At 43.8% G+C, this 14718-nt stretch carries 12 protein-coding genes; 1 reads left to right on the forward strand and 11 read right to left on the reverse strand.

The features are described 5' to 3' along the window. Positions 1-27 precede the first annotated feature (27 nt). From ACFSQ3_RS01305 to mraZ, 11 genes are read right to left on the reverse strand one after another with little or no spacing between them, the layout of a single operon-like run. Positions 28-855 (reverse strand): cell division protein FtsQ/DivIB, encoded by an 828-nt coding sequence (locus ACFSQ3_RS01305; RefSeq protein ID WP_380866815.1) that lies wholly within the window; start codon positions 853-855, stop codon positions 28-30. Next, positions 848-2203: a UDP-N-acetylmuramate--L-alanine ligase gene (murC, locus tag ACFSQ3_RS01310; protein ID WP_380866816.1), complete on the reverse strand. Its 1356-nt coding sequence runs from the start codon at positions 2201-2203 to the stop codon at positions 848-850. The genes ACFSQ3_RS01305 and murC overlap by 8 nt, the downstream gene beginning before the upstream one ends. A gap of 3 nt (positions 2204-2206) precedes the next feature. After that, the gene (murG, locus tag ACFSQ3_RS01315; protein ID WP_380866818.1) at positions 2207-3304 is read right to left on the reverse strand and encodes an undecaprenyldiphospho-muramoylpentapeptide beta-N-acetylglucosaminyltransferase; all 1098 of its coding nucleotides are present in this window, start codon (positions 3302-3304) and stop codon (positions 2207-2209) included. Positions 3305-3316: 12 nt separating this feature from the next. After that, complete coding sequence (locus ACFSQ3_RS01320; protein WP_380866819.1) at positions 3317-4522, reverse strand: FtsW/RodA/SpoVE family cell cycle protein; 1206 nt, start codon at positions 4520-4522, stop codon at positions 3317-3319. An 18-nt stretch (positions 4523-4540) separates the two neighbouring features. After that, a complete protein-coding gene (gene murD / locus ACFSQ3_RS01325) occupies positions 4541-5920 on the reverse strand; it encodes a UDP-N-acetylmuramoyl-L-alanine--D-glutamate ligase (protein WP_380866821.1) in 1380 nt (459 codons plus the stop codon). Then, positions 5921-7165, reverse strand: coding sequence for a phospho-N-acetylmuramoyl-pentapeptide-transferase (gene mraY, locus ACFSQ3_RS01330; RefSeq protein WP_380866823.1), 1245 nt, complete (start codon positions 7163-7165; stop codon positions 5921-5923). A 5-nt stretch (positions 7166-7170) separates the two neighbouring features. Next, on the reverse strand, positions 7171-8625 hold the full coding sequence (locus ACFSQ3_RS01335; RefSeq protein ID WP_380866824.1) for a UDP-N-acetylmuramoyl-L-alanyl-D-glutamate--2,6-diaminopimelate ligase: 1455 nt from the start codon (positions 8623-8625) through the stop codon (positions 7171-7173). Positions 8626-8637: 12 nt separating this feature from the next. Further along, the gene (locus tag ACFSQ3_RS01340) at positions 8638-10755 is read right to left on the reverse strand and encodes a penicillin-binding protein (RefSeq protein WP_380866826.1); all 2118 of its coding nucleotides are present in this window, start codon (positions 10753-10755) and stop codon (positions 8638-8640) included. A 20-nt stretch (positions 10756-10775) separates the two neighbouring features. Then, complete coding sequence (locus tag ACFSQ3_RS01345) at positions 10776-11183, reverse strand: FtsL-like putative cell division protein (RefSeq protein ID WP_380866828.1); 408 nt, start codon at positions 11181-11183, stop codon at positions 10776-10778. Between the two features lie 4 nt (positions 11184-11187). Beyond that, complete coding sequence (gene rsmH / locus ACFSQ3_RS01350) at positions 11188-12105, reverse strand: 16S rRNA (cytosine(1402)-N(4))-methyltransferase RsmH (protein ID WP_380866830.1); 918 nt, start codon at positions 12103-12105, stop codon at positions 11188-11190. Further along, on the reverse strand, positions 12098-12571 hold the full coding sequence (mraZ, locus tag ACFSQ3_RS01355) for a division/cell wall cluster transcriptional repressor MraZ (RefSeq protein ID WP_380866831.1): 474 nt from the start codon (positions 12569-12571) through the stop codon (positions 12098-12100). Before mraZ ends, rsmH begins: the two co-directional genes overlap by 8 nt. A gap of 392 nt (positions 12572-12963) precedes the next feature. On the opposite strand from mraZ, the gene aspS reads away from it, so the two are divergent. Continuing rightward, a complete protein-coding gene (gene aspS / locus ACFSQ3_RS01360; RefSeq protein WP_380866835.1) occupies positions 12964-14709 on the forward strand; it encodes an aspartate--tRNA ligase in 1746 nt (581 codons plus the stop codon). Positions 14710-14718: the final 9 nt, after the last annotated feature.

Genomic DNA, 14718 nt, shown 5'->3' on the forward strand with positions numbered 1-14718 from the left:
TGCTGTGTATTTCTGTGTAATTCCGTATTATAATTTATTCATTTTCATCTGCAAACTGTCGATAAACCAGTCTCCATATCGTTCGCAGATGATTTGATCCGCGTATTTTACGTTCACCTTGCTATAGGCTTCTGTTCCTACACGCGGTAAGATTTTCTGATAGAAAATTTCGAATCGGCGAAGTTTATCATCCAAATTCTCCGCATTTCCTAAGATCAAATCCTGATCGCCAACGCGTGGCACCAATTCGATATCGCCATTATCGTTAACATAAAGTTGTACGACTTGGTTGCTCCAAAGTTCGCTTTGGTTGATGTGGCGCACAATCGTTGCCAAATCATCCACCACTTGCGATTCTACTGGTTGCAAAGGCTTCCCAAACGATTCACGGATATTTCCGTTCGCTACGATCGTATGCGGAACATATTTTAATGTGGTAGGAATCTTCTTCCCTTCGGTATCCACGTAGAATTCTTGACCAACTCGATTGATTACTCGAAGTAAAATCGCGCGTTGCTGCACTGTAACACGCATCGCACCATCGATATCCACATAAATACCGGCTTGCGAAACATACGGCAATGCAGTTAGCGCTTTCTCAATTTTATGCAATGGAATATCTTGCAACTGACGCCCAATTACCTGCCCAAATTGGTTTTGAATGATCGCTGTAATATCCGCCTGATCGATAAACGTTTCCTTACCTTCCACAAAAATCTGCAGTGCCGTGCAGGTTTGTGAAGCATCCTTTTTACGCACCAATCCCATCAACATCACCACGCCGACCACACCGATAAGCACGAGCGTGATCGATCCAAGCAAACGCCATGGGATATTTTTCAACTGCTTAAGCATGCGTCAAAATTTGCTTTAAAGGTTTTACTAAACGATCAATATCGCCAGCTCCTACCGTCACAATCAATTCCGGCTTTTCGGATTCTACGACCTTCAACACTTCTTCCGGCGAAACAATTCTTTTATCTACTAAATCAATTTTATTCAATAACCAAGAAGAATCCACTCCTTCGATTGGCTTTTCGCGTGCAGGATAAATCTCCATTAACAACAATTCATCCGCCATAGCCAAAACCTCCGCAAAACCATCCACGAAATCACGCGTACGTGTAAACAAATGCGGTTGGAAGATGACGGTCAGTTTCTTGTTCGGATACAATTTGCGCATCGACGTCAAGAACGCACGTAGCTCTTCCGGGTGATGCGCATAATCGTCGATATACACCGCATTCGATTGCTTAACGACATATTCGAAACGGCGCTTTACACCTTTGAACGATGCAAGCGCTGCTACAATTTTATCTCCGGATATACCCAACAAATGGGCTACAGTAATTGCAGAAACTGCATTTTCGATGTTATGCAATCCCGGAATTCCTAAGCGAATATCAGTCAACTGCAAACTTTCGCTTTGATAATCAAAATAGAAATCACCGTCTTTCACGTGTACGTTCGTTGCATAAGCATCCGCTCCCGGCTGCATAGCGTAAGACAAATCGCCTTGAAATGGCAGGCCAGTTTTCACGATTCGTGTTCCACCTTCTACCACGCGATCCAGATATAACTCAAATGACTCTACCAAATGCGCAGCGTCACCATAAATATCTAGATGATCGGCATCGGCTGAGGTAACGATGGCAATATTTGGATGCAAGGTCAAGAATGAGCGATCGAACTCATCCGCTTCCACCACTACGGTGTTATTATCTCCGAAAAGCACATTGCTTTGGTAATTCGTACTGATCCCGCCCAAAAATGCGGAGCAATCGTATCCCGAATCTTTCAATACGTGCGCGATCATGGTTGATGTCGTTGTTTTACCGTGCGTACCAGCAACGCCAATCGTAAAGCGACTCGAACTGATAAACCCTAAAACTTGGGACCGTTTGTACAACGTGAATCCGCGTTCAATCAAGGTGTTTTTAAGTTTCAAATCGACAGGAACCGCCGGCGTGAAGATGATCAAAACATCATCTTTTGGCGCTGCTAATGACACAGGCAATGCATTAACATCATCCTGATAAATCACTTCGATTCCCTCAGAAACTAAAGCTTGCGTTAGTTCGGTTTCCGTTTTATCGTAGCCGGAAACTGCGCAGCCCAAGCGATGGAAATAGCGCGCTAATCCGCTCATGCCGATTCCGCCAATCCCTAATAAGTAAACCGTTTTAATCTGATCGATATGCATCTTTTACTTTATTAACTTTAACACCTCTTGGGCAATTACCGTATCCGCATCAGGAAGCGCAAACTCACTAATACGTTGTCCTAACTCGTAAGCCGAAGCTTCGTCATTTATCAATTTTATCAATTCATCCACCAAGTGGATACTCGCACTCATATCCGACACCATAATCGCCGCTTTCTTGTCCGCCAACGCCAATGCGTTTTTAGTTTGGTGATCATCCGCCACATTTGGCGATGGAACCAATACTACGGGCTTGCCAATTACGGCGAGCTCAGAAATAGTTCCGGCTCCGGCGCGAGCAACAATAAAATCTGCTGCTGCGTATGCATAATCCATGCGCTCCAAAAATGGCAACATCTTCACCGAATCCGGTAGTTTGTCCGCTAGTTTTTCAGTCAATGCTTCGTGGTAAAAGCCACCACACTGCCAAATCACTTGCACGCCCGCATCCATCAATTTATCCAACCCTTCAAGTACGCAATCATTCAACGTTTTCGCCCCTAAACTACCGCCCGTAACTAATACCGTTTTCTTGCTTAGATCAAGGCCAAACGCATTAATCGCTTCCTCACGCTTTCCTTCAATTTGCACCGAGGAACGACGAATTGGATTTCCCGTTAACAGAATGCGATCCTTTGGAAAGAAGCGATCCATATTTTCATAGGCCACGCAAATCTTCTTTGCTTTTTCACCCAAACGCTTGTTCGTCAATCCGGCGTACGAGTTTTGCTCTTGCACCAAAGTTGGAATGCCCATCATATTGGCCATTATCAACAACGGACCGGAAGCGTAACCGCCAACACCAACTGCAGCTTTCGCGCCGAAATCCTTCAGCACTTTTCTCGCTTTCCACAAGCTTCCAAGCAATCGGAATGGCAATAGCACATTCTTCCACATCGCTTGGCGGTTGAAGCCTTGAATATGCAATCCGACGATTTCGTATCCTGCGGCTGGCACGCGCTCCATTTCCATCTTGCCCTGCGCACCGACAAATAAGATTTCGATATCAGGTTGCAGCTGACGCAAAGCGTTTGCAATCGCAATCGCAGGGAAGATATGTCCTCCCGTTCCGCCGCCACTTATGATTATCTTATTTGCCATCAAGTTTTATTATTAAATAGTTCCTACTACCACACGTTTTGGTACAGGTATTTCATCTAATTCTTCTCTATTTTTCAATTCTTCCACGTTACGACTCACGCTGAGAATAATTCCCAAAGCCACGCTCGTAAATAGAATCGACGTACCACCCATACTTACCAGCGGAAGTGGAACACCCGTAACCGGACCTAATCCAACGGCAACTGCCATATTTGCTAATGCCTGAATCGTTAAACTAAAGCCCAAACCCGCTGCCAAGAATGCACCGAAGGCGCGTGGACTCAATGTCACGATTCGGATAATCCGATACATCAATGCCAAGTATAAACTGAGTAGCACAAATCCGCCGATCGTACCGTATTCTTCGATAATGATCGCGAAGATAAAATCCGAATATGGGTGAGGTAGGACGTTGCGTTGTACGCTATTTCCCCAACCTTTACCAAAAAAACCTCCCGTTGCAATCGCAATTTTGGAGTTGTTAGCTTGGTAGTTTTTATCTTCTTGAAAAGAAACACCACCGCTCCCGTTGATCACTTCTTCGGTTTTAAAGAAACCTTCGAAACGACTGATATATGTTGCGCGACGCGGACCCAATACCGCGACCAAAACTAATAGAATCCCACATCCAACGCACACGATTGCAATTTGCTTGAAAGAAATCCGACCGATAAGCAGCAACAATACGCTAACACCGAAAAGCATCACCGCTGTCGACATATTTGCGACCGCGATCAGTACGAAAACCGCACAAACGGAACCCATAATGGGCAAAAACGATTTCTTTACATCTTTAATCTCTTCTTGCTTGCGCGAAAGCATACGCGCCAAGAAAGTAATCAGTGCCAGCTTGGCCAAATCGGAGGTTTGAAACGATTGATTGATGACAGGAATTGTCAACCATCGATTCGCTTGGTTGATCGAATCACCAAAAATCAACGTCGCTAATAACAATGGAATCGTAATAATCATTAACATTTTAGAGATTCCGGCATAATAGCGATAATCCAATTTGTGCGACAGGTACATCAAAACCAATCCGACAGCGATGATGGCAAAGTGTTTAAAGAGATACAACTCCGTACCTTTTCCTTCTTTGTAAGCCAAAGTTCCCACCGAGCTGTAAACCGCCAGCAAAGACCATCCGGAAAGGATAATCACGATTATCCAGATCCATTTGTCTCCTTTGAGTTTTGAAAATAACTGTTCTACTGACATCGCTTATTTGTTTAAATGCTACAATGCCATTACAGCATCTTTGAACTGATCGCCACGATCTTCGTAGTTTTTGAACCAATCGAAACTTGCACAAGCTGGCGATAACAATACGGTATCTCCCTTTTTCGCAATGTGTGAAGCGATTTCTACTGCATCACCCATCGACGCACTGTTTACAATCACTTCCGTGTCCGACTCAAATGCTTCGTGAATACGACCATTATTTTTACCGATGCAGATAATCGCCTTAACTTTGCTTTTCACAAGATCGCGCAACATATCGTAATCATTTCCTTTGTCCACACCACCCATGATCAAAACGATATCCGGCGAGAAACTTTCCAATGCATACCAAACGGAATTGACATTCGTCGCTTTTGAATCGTTGATGTAAGTAACGCCACCGATACAAGCCACATGCTCTAAACGATGTGCAATATTGACGTAGGACTGCATACTTTCCTTCATCGCGCTATTGCGCAATTGTTGCGCTTTAGCCGCTAATCCTGCAGCAGAATTGTTGTACACATTGTGCTTGCCTTGGAGTGATAATTCTTCAATATTCATCGTAAATGTTTCCCGTTTAGGTATGTTAATGATTAATTTCTTTTGTTCGTCTATATAAGCGCCTTGCGCAATTGCCGTCGTATCTTCCTGCGTAAATGGCAATGCCATTGCGGCAGTTTGATGGCGTTCCAAGCCTTTTACAATCTCTTCATCGTCCGCGCAGTAGATGAAATAATCTTCCGCTTGCTGATTTTGGATAATGCGAAACTTAGAATCGACATACAGATTCATGTCGTAGTTATAGCGATCCAAGTGATCCGGCGTGATATTCAGCAGAATGGCAATATTTGCGCGGAAATGATGCATATCATCCAACATAAAACTGGATAATTCCAACACATAGATATCGTGCTTTTCACGCGCAACTTGTAGCGCAAAACTCTGTCCTATGTTTCCGGCGACACCTACATTCGTTCCTGCGTGACGAAAGATATCGTACGTCAACATCGTTGTCGTTGACTTTCCATTTGATCCTGTGATGCACACCAATGTTGCATCAGTATATTGTGCAGCGAATTCGATTTCCGAAATCATTGGAATGTTCGTTTTGCGCAACTGCTGAATCAAAGGCGCTTTTTCCGGAATCCCCGGACTTTTGATCACCAAATCAGCATTTAAAATCAGTTCTTCGGTATGCTGTCCTTCTTCAAAAGGAATTTGCTCCTGCTGCAAGGTTTCTTTGTAAGCTTCTGCCAACGCACCCATATCCGACAAGAACACATCGAATCCTTTATCGCTCGCTAGAATAGCTGCGCCAACACCGCTCTCGCCACCACCTAAGATGACAACGCGACCGGATTGCGGATAATAGCTATGTTGGATATTCGGCATCTATCTCACTTTTAATGTTACGATGGTCAAAATCGCCAGCATGATCGAAACGATCACAAAACGCGTCACAATCTTCGATTCGTGATAACCCTTTTTCTGATAATGGTGATGCAATGGCGACATCAAGAAAATACGTCGACCTTCGCCAAACCGCTTTTTCGTGTATTTGAAATACGACACCTGCATTATTACCGACAGATTTTCGATTAAGAAAACTCCACAAAGCACTGGAATCAACAATTCTTTACGAATCAAAATAGCAAATGCTGCGATTACTCCGCCGATCATCAAACTTCCGGTATCGCCCATGAAAACCTGCGCCGGATAAGCGTTATACCACAGAAAACCTGTACAAGCACCAATGAATGCTCCGGCAAAAATTACCAGCTCACTAGAATTCGGGATGTACATAATATTAAGGTAATCCGAGAAAATCACGTTACCGGAAACGTAGGCAAGAATCGCTAATGTAATCCCCATAATAGCCGAGGTTCCCGTCGCTAAACCGTCAATTCCGTCCGTAATATTCGCTCCGTTCGAAACCGCTGTTACGATAAACACGATCACCAAAAGAATCACTCCGAAAGAAACCCAAGTTCCCGATAAACCCAAAAAGCTTAATGCTTTCGCATAATCGAACTCGTTATTCTTATAGAATGGGATGTTCGTCTTTGTTGATTTAACATCCTCCACGTAAGTTTTTTCTCCCGTTGATGGATTAATGACCACGGCAACTGGAACAGAAGATGTTGGATTAGTAACCTGCTCACGCACCAAAATACTTGGATGAAAATACATCGTCACTGCAATAAAAACACCTAAACCGATTTGACCGATAACTTTGAAGCGTCCAGCCAAACCTTCCTTATTCTTTTTGAAAACTTTAATATAATCATCTAAAAACCCAATTGCTCCCATCCAAATGGTGGTTATAATTAGGATGATGACGTAGATGTTATCCAGTTTTGCGAAAAGTAAAGTCGGAATCAAAATACCGGCGATAATGATCAAACCGCCCATTGTCGGCGTACCTTGTTTTTGTTTCTCGCCGTCCAATCCCAAATCGCGAACGGTTTCTCCAACTTGCTTGCGATGCAACAAGCGAATAAGGCGGCTACCGAATACCGTAGTAATGATCAGTGAAGTGATCACCGCCATCGCTGTACGGAAAGAGATATACTGGAACAAACCCGCTCCAGGAATATGCACATGCTCGTTTAGCCAAGTAAATAAATAATATAACATCCCTCTTATTGCTCGTTAAATGCGCTAGCTAATTGTTCCTTATCGTCAAAATGGTGTTTCACACCGTTGATATCTTGATATTTTTCGTGTCCTTTTCCTGCGATCACGATGATGTCGCCCGGCTGTGCCAAATGACATGCTGCACGAATAGCTTCTCGACGATCCGCAATGCTGAATACCGCCTTGCGTTTATCTGCCGGAATACCCGCTTCCATTTCACGGATGATTTGCAACGGATCTTCGCTACGCGGATTGTCCGAAGTAAGAATTACCGTATCGCTTTTCAAAGCCGCCACCTTCGCCATAGTCGGACGTTTCGCTTTATCACGATCGCCGCCGCAACCGATTACGGTGATAATTTGCTGCCCCGATTGGCGCAAGCCATGCACCGTTTCCAGTACATTTTCCACCGCATCCGGCGTATGCGCATAATCCACAATACCGATTTGCCCTTGTGGCGATGTCAACGCTTCAAAACGACCTTCTGCTCCAACGATATCACTAATCGCCGTCAGTACTTTCATCGTTTCTTGCTCCAATAGAATAGCAGCGCCGTAAACCGCTAATAAATTGTAGGCATTGAAGTGCCCCACCAATTTTACCCATACATCTTGCCCATCAATATGCAGCAACATACCATCGAAATGACTTTCAACAATTCGTGCCTTAAAATCGGCCAAACCTTTCAGTCCGAAAGATTTTTGATGTGCTACGGTATTTTGCAACATCACATTCCCATTTTTATCATCGACGTTCGTCAGCGCAAATGCATAACGATCGAGGTTATCAAAGAATTGCTTTTTAGCTTTGATGTAATTGTCGAATGTTCCGTGGAAATCGAGGTGATCGTGCGTAATGTTTGTGAAAATTCCGCCAGCAAACCGCAATCCAGCGATACGTTGTTGTACCACCGCGTGCGAGCTCACTTCCATAAAGCAATAATCACAACCTGCATCCACCATTTGACGAAGCAAACGATTTAAAGAAATTGGATCAAGCGTAGTATGTGTTGTTGGCAAAACTTCTCCCGCCAAACGATTTTCTACTGTTGATAATAATCCGACCTGATAGCCCAAAGCGACAAATAAATTGTACAGCAAAGTAGCCACGGTGGTTTTACCATTCGTTCCCGTCACACCAACCAATTTCAATTGCTGTGAAGGATTATCGTAAAAGTTAGCAGCCAACAATCCTAAAACGTAGGATGAATCATCGACCAACAAATAAGTAATATGATTTAAAATGTGATCCGGCCATTCTTCTACCAAAACGCAACTTGCGCCCAAAGCAATGGCTTTATCAATAAATAAATGACCATCGGTATGCGTTCCGCGAACCGCCACGAACAGCGTATCCGGTTCCACCGCACGCGAATCAAAACACAGTCCAGACACCGCTATTTCTAGCGATCCTTTATATTCCTTAACTGGAATAGCATGAAGTAAATCTTTCAATATCATACAATCCTATGTTTAGTTCAATTCCAATAATACCTTCGATCCGGCAGCTAATTTCTGACCTGCCATCAACGATTGCGCTGTTACGCGTCCTTTTCCTTTTACTGACGTTTTGAAGCCTGCGTTTTCCATCGCGTAAATCGCATCCGTCAATCCCATACCCAAAACGCTCGGCACTACGCCTTCTTTAAATTCTGCCTCTGTGAACGTATTGATGGTGCGTTGCGCGCTATCTTTTACCGGAAGCGTCAATGCCGACCAATTATTTACTTGAGCACCCATCCAAGCATACACTTTGGATGAAGCTTCCTTCGATCCGACCAGCGTATGTGGTGTTTTGCTGCCTTTGCTGTTGACCTTTCTCTTTTCGAATTTCTCATGCAAACTCAAATCATTGGCGTAAACCATGTCCGCCAACTCTTTGAAAACCGGACCAGCAGTAGATCCACCATAATAGCCGTTTCGTGGATTACGAATTACCACGATCATGCTGTATTTCGGATTTTCCGCCGGAAAATATCCTGCAAATGAAGATTGATAGCGACGCGCGCCATATCCTCTCGAACCATCCGCCATTTGCGCTGTGCCTGTCTTCCCGGCAGCGGTGTATAACGGACTTCTCAAACTTTTGCCCGTTCCATTCTTCATCACGCTGCGCATCATGCCCTGCATTTTATCAATAGCTTCTGGCGATGCAATTTGCTCGTTGATCACACGCGCTTCAAAACGTTCTACGGTATTGCCTAAGTTTCTAATCTCTTTCACAAACAATGGTGCAATCATTTTACCATCATTTGCCACGGCATTATACAGAGCCAAGGTTTGCAATGGCGTTAATTTCAATTCATAACCGTAAGCCATTTGTATCAACGACAACTTGCTCCACGATTTGCTATCCGGCGTTTTTACCAAAGGATCGCCCTCACCAGGAATTTGCAATTCCAAACGATTATTTAACCCCCAGCTATGTAGCTTTTTAATAAACTTGGCTGGCTGACTTCCATAATGCGTGTTGATTAACTTCGTAACCGCTACGTTGGAAGATTCTTCGAAAGCTTCCTGCACACTGACGCGTGATTTTTTTGGTGCGTGCGAATCGCGAATCGTATGCGATGGAACTTTATACGTTCCGTTGCCGATATCCACAATCGTTGTCGTATCGATATATCCGTCATCAATCGCTGCTAAATACGAAGCCACTTTGAATGTCGATCCAGGATCAGCACCTTGCGCAATGGCATAGTTAAACTTCTCGCGATAAACACCATCTTTATCTCGTGTGAAGTTGGCAATTGCACGCACTTCTCCAGTGGCAACTTCCATTAGAATTACACAACCATTATCTGCATTGCTTTTAATCAATTGCTTTTCCAAGGCGCGTTGCGCCATATCCTGCATATTGACATCAATCGTTGCGATAATATCTGAACCATCCACCGGCGCAATTTCTACTTCACGACTAACCGGAACCCAAACACCACCAGCAATACGTTGCATCATCTGCATCCCGCTCTTCCCTTCAATATAATCGCCAAAAGCACCTTCCAATCCAACACGGTATTCATCGTTACGATAACCGATTGTTCGGGCAGCCAAATTCGTGAACGGCAGAATACGTTTGTTTTCTTGCACCGCGATTAGACCGCCAGAAAAACGACTACGTCCCTCTTTGAATGTTTTCAAAAGCGGAAACGTTTTCAATTCTTTCAAATCTTGATGCGAAACATTGCGCTTTAACAACATATAGCGCTGTCCTTTTGCGCGCCCTTCTTTCAACTGCGTCAAATATTGACGCGCTGATTTATCACCGAAGAATTGCGCAAGGCGAATCGCTAAAGAATCCACACGCGCTTGAAACACATCACTATGTTCTTCAGGGATTGCCATCGCATCAAAGCGAACTGTATATTCCGGCACGGAAGTAGCTAACAAGCTCCCGTCGTTGGAGTAAATATTTCCACGCGCAGCTTCAACAATACGTTCTTTAATGGTCAATGAATCAGCAATGGCTTGCCATTTATTGCCATCGACATACTGCACATGAAGCATTTTGCCGAAAACCAATAGCGCGCCAAACACCATTAGCCCGAAGGCTAGGTACACACGAATCAAAATGGATTTTCTGATGTTCATGATATACGGCGTTTACGCTTTTAATCTTCTTTTTTAATTAATTCAATCTTTATTGGTGGCTCGGTGCGTTCGGTTAATCCCAACGTATCGGCACGTTTCGCAATCTCCGATTGCGTCGTCAACTTCATCAATTCTGCGTGCAGCGATTTATAATCCCAACCCAGCTCTTTTACCTCTTTACCCAAGCGATCGATCCGGCGAACTGTATTTTCTGCCAAATGTCGATTAGAGATATAAATCAAACCCAACAAAGCAACGAATGCGATGAAGGGCAAATTCTTCGTGACCAAGTAAGCAGACAAAGGGTTGGTCGAAAAAAAAGAACGGAGGAAATTTTGGGTTTCCTCGACTTTCTCTTCTAGTTCATCGGACATTTCCTCCTGAACTTCTTCACTCAGTTCGCTATTTTTAATTTTATTCCTGGTCATGCGATCAAGCTTTATTTAACTTTTCTGCTATCCGCAACTTCGCGCTCCGGGCTCTATTATTTTGCTGCACTTCGTTCTCCGTTGCTACAATCGCCTTCCGACTGATGACATGAAAAGGTTTGATTTCATTTCCAAAAAAATCCTTTTCCACCTCGCCTTTAAATTTTCCTTTGGCCATAAAGTTCTTCACCAATCGATCTTCCAAAGAATGATAAGACATAATAACCAAACGTCCGGTCGGCCTAAGTACGGAAACTGTTTGCTCCAAAAACTCCTGCAACGCTTCCAATTCTTTATTCACTTCAATACGCAATGCCTGAAAAACCTGCGCATGATATTTATGTTCTTTTCCGCGAGGAACCAACGATTTGATCACCTCTTTTAATTGAGCAACGGACTGAATCGACGTGCTCAATCGAGCTGTTACAATCGCTTTTGCCAATGATTTGGCATTTTGAATTTCTCCGTACATGCCAAAAATCCGGTGCAAATCCTCCTCAGGATACTGATTGATAATTTGCGTCGCATCCAAATCCGCTACCTGATCCATCCGCATATCCAAATTCGCATCAAAACGAATCGAAAAACCGCGATCGGCAGCATCAAACTGATGGGAGGAAACACCCAAATCGCCCAAAATTCCATCTACCTGACGAACACCTTCCAAGCGAAGGCTATTTTTCAAGAATCTAAAATTCTGATGCACCAAACGAAAACGAGTATCATCAATCGCATTCTTCAAGGCATCCGGATCCTGATCAAAAGCAAACAAACGTCCATCCGGACCTAAGTGCTTAAGAATTTCGCGCGAATGTCCTCCACCACCGAAAGTAACATCAACATACACACCGTTCGGCTTGATATTCATTGCCTCGATGCACTCCTGCAACATAACCGGAACGTGATATACTTCGCTACTCATCTTCCAAATCTCCTATATCCAATCCGCCCATCACTTTCTCACCCAATGTTGCAAAATCATCTTCACTCATCTCGGCCAGCGTTTCTTGATAAACCGATTTCGACCAAACCTCAATTCGATCAAACTGACAAGCTAACATCAATTCTCCATTGATACCAGCATATTCAGTCAGCATTTTCGGCAACAAAACGCGATTCGCCGAATCCAATGTCAGTTCTGTAGCGCCGCTCATAAACTTCCGAATGAAGTTTCTGTTTTCGGCTTTAAACTTATTCAACTTGGACAGCTGTTTCATCATTTTAGACCATTCCGAACGCGGATAAATCACCAAGTTTTTCTCGAAACCACGGTTCACAATAAGCCCCTCTTGCTCAATGTTGGGTATTTGTTTTTTGAGCAACGCAGGAACCACCATTCTACCTTTGGCGTCCAACTTACATATATATTCTCCAGTCAGTTCGGTCATACAGCTAATCAGCGTAATCGAAATCAAATGTAAAATTATACACTTTCTCCCACTTTACAACACTTTGCCCCACAAAAAAGTTTTCCACACTACCGTTTTCTTACGTTTCGAGTCCAAACAGCGCTTAATCACTGATCTTGTAGATGTTACAGCTGTTTGAAGACGCGTACATACGAGACAAAACCAACCCTATTTAGCTTATACTTAACTCACCGGACGACGCGAACAACGGAAAAATAATAGTGAAGTGGGAGATTCCGCCCAGCGGTGGGAGATCGTGTCAGGAATTAGCGCTCGGAGATAACGTTGCGGTTGAAGAACTTTTCGTTTTTGTGTATAAAATCCGATATTTTTGCCAACAGATTCTGAATTACATAAAATAGAATAGCAACATGCACAGAACACATACTTGCGGCGAACTTCGTTTGGCCGATCTGGGAAAGACCGTCACTTTGAGTGGATGGGTACAGAAATCGCGGGATTTGGGAGGAATGACATTTATCGACGTACGCGATCGATATGGAATTACTCAACTTGCATTTGATGTAGACGATGATCAGACCTTACGCAGCAAAGCATTGGAACTGGGCAGAGAATATGTAATTAAAGTTACTGGAACGGTAATCGAGCGTTCGAGTAAGAATGCAAAAATCGCCACTGGAGATATTGAAATCAAGGTTAGCGATTTAGAAATCTTAAACGCAGCAAAACTACCTCCTTTTACGATCGAAGATGAAACGGATGGTGGTGATGATATCCGCATGAAGTTTCGTTATTTAGATTTACGTCGTAATCCGGTACGCGAGAACCTGATTTTGCGCCATAAAATGTCGCAAGAAATTCGCCGCTATTTGGATGGCGCAAACTTCTTGGAAGTAGAAACGCCCGTATTGATTAAATCCACTCCGGAAGGAGCGCGCGATTTCGTTGTACCTTCTCGCATGAACCAAGGAGAATTTTACGCACTTCCGCAATCGCCTCAAACGTTCAAACAGCTTTTGATGGTTTCGGGCTTCGATCGTTATTTCCAAATCGTGAAATGTTTCCGCGATGAGGATTTACGCGCAGATCGTCAGCCAGAATTTACGCAAATCGACTGTGAAATGGCTTTCGTTGAGCAAGAAGATATATTAAATATGTTCGAAGGATTGACGAAGCATCTGTTTAAAACGGTAAAAGGAATCGATTTAGGTAAGGTACCGCGCATGACGTATGATGATGCCATGCGTTTATATGGTTCCGACAAACCCGACACGCGCTTCGGCATGCAGTTCGTGGAATTAAACGAAGTTGCCAAAGGCCACGATTTCCCTGTATTTGAACAAGCGGAATTGGTGGTTGGTATCAATGCTAAAAACTGCGCAAGCTACACCCGTAAGCAATTGGATGCTTTGACGGATTTCGTTAAGCGCCCACAAATCGGCGCTACCGGATTAGTATACGCTCGCCATAACGAAGATGGTTCCATCAAATCTTCTGTCGACAAATTTTATGATGCAGCAGCTTTATCAAAATGGGCGGAAGCATTTGGCAGCGAAGCAGGCGATTTATGGTTAATCATGGCAGGACCAAAAGACAAAGTGCGCAAACAACTAAACGAATTGCGTTTGGAAGTTGCTGGACAATTGGGCTTGCGTGATAAAAACACGTTTGCGCCACTTTGGGTAATCGATTTTCCATTGTTGGAATGGGATGAAGAATCGCAACGCTACCATGCCATGCATCATCCATTCACCTCCCCTAAGCCGGAAGATATTGCATTATTAGAAAGTCAGCCGGGCGATGTTCGCGCTAATGCGTACGATTTGGTGATTAATGGCGTGGAAGTCGGTGGTGGATCTATCCGTATTCACGATCGCACTTTGCAATCCAACATGTTTAAACATTTAGGATTTACGCCAGAAGAAGCAGAGAAACAATTCGGTTTCTTATTAGAAGCATTTACATACGGCGCTCCACCGCACGGCGGTTTAGCGTTCGGATTAGATCGTTTAGTTTCCATTTTCGCCGGATTGGATAGCATCCGCGATGTGATTGCATTTCCGAAAAACAATAGCGGTCGCGATGTGATGATCGACGCGCCATCTCCAATTGCCGAACAGCAATTGGATGAGTTAGCGCTTCGCGTAAAATTATAAATCATACAG

The sequence above is a fragment of the Sphingobacterium corticis genome, from assembly GCF_042684745.1.
Lineage (GTDB): Bacteria > Bacteroidota > Bacteroidia > Sphingobacteriales > Sphingobacteriaceae > Sphingobacterium > Sphingobacterium corticis.

Excerpts from the sequence above, each read along its gene's own strand:
- mraZ (WP_380866831.1), bottom strand. The coding sequence starts at position 12,571 with ATGACCGAACTGACTGGAGAATATATATGTAAGTTGGACGCCAAAGGT.
- ACFSQ3_RS01335 (WP_380866824.1), bottom strand. The coding sequence starts at position 8,625 with ATGATATTGAAAGATTTACTTCATGCTATTCCAGTTAAGGAATATAAA.
- murD (WP_380866821.1), bottom strand. The coding sequence starts at position 5,920 with ATGCCGAATATCCAACATAGCTATTATCCGCAATCCGGTCGCGTTGTC.
- ACFSQ3_RS01305 (WP_380866815.1), bottom strand. The coding sequence starts at position 855 with ATGCTTAAGCAGTTGAAAAATATCCCATGGCGTTTGCTTGGATCGATC.
- murG (WP_380866818.1), bottom strand. The coding sequence starts at position 3,304 with ATGGCAAATAAGATAATCATAAGTGGCGGCGGAACGGGAGGACATATC.
- rsmH (WP_380866830.1), bottom strand. The coding sequence starts at position 12,105 with ATGAGTAGCGAAGTATATCACGTTCCGGTTATGTTGCAGGAGTGCATC.
- aspS (WP_380866835.1), top strand. The coding sequence starts at position 12,964 with ATGCACAGAACACATACTTGCGGCGAACTTCGTTTGGCCGATCTGGGA.
- ACFSQ3_RS01340 (WP_380866826.1), bottom strand. The coding sequence starts at position 10,755 with ATGAACATCAGAAAATCCATTTTGATTCGTGTGTACCTAGCCTTCGGG.
- ACFSQ3_RS01320 (WP_380866819.1), bottom strand. The coding sequence starts at position 4,522 with ATGTCAGTAGAACAGTTATTTTCAAAACTCAAAGGAGACAAATGGATC.
- murC (WP_380866816.1), bottom strand. The coding sequence starts at position 2,203 with ATGCATATCGATCAGATTAAAACGGTTTACTTATTAGGGATTGGCGGA.
- ACFSQ3_RS01345 (WP_380866828.1), bottom strand. The coding sequence starts at position 11,183 with ATGACCAGGAATAAAATTAAAAATAGCGAACTGAGTGAAGAAGTTCAG.
- mraY (WP_380866823.1), bottom strand. The coding sequence starts at position 7,165 with ATGTTATATTATTTATTTACTTGGCTAAACGAGCATGTGCATATTCCT.